Genomic DNA, 284 nt, shown 5'->3' with positions numbered 1-284 from the left:
CGGCGCGCCCATCAGCACCTGCAGGCCCTGCTGGTGCGAAGCGCGGGCGGCCGCCTCGGTGGTGGGGAACTCGGCAATGGCGCTGCCGAGCGCGCAGGATTCGGCCACGTGCGCGGCGGTGGCGTCGTCATGGCTGGCCAGCGAGATGCGGCGCGCGCGGCAGTGGGCGGCGATCGCCTCGCGGTTCGGCGCGGCCCAGCGGGCGGACAGGGCGACCTGCTCTTCCTCGTACTCGCTCATCTGCTGATCGTTGAGGTGGTATTTGCCCTGATAATATTCGCGGT

The 284-nt window shown here is 70.8% G+C and carries 1 pseudogene; it reads right to left on the bottom strand.

From position 1 onward, the window contains the following. Nucleotides 1-284, bottom strand: a pseudogene (locus JYB63_RS23005) (alpha-D-ribose 1-methylphosphonate 5-triphosphate diphosphatase); the annotation flags it as partial.

This window comes from Aliamphritea spongicola, from assembly GCF_017051665.1.
GTDB classification, from domain to species: domain Bacteria; phylum Pseudomonadota; class Gammaproteobacteria; order Pseudomonadales; family Balneatricaceae; genus Amphritea; species Amphritea spongicola.
This window is presented reverse-complemented; position numbering and strand designations above follow the sequence as displayed.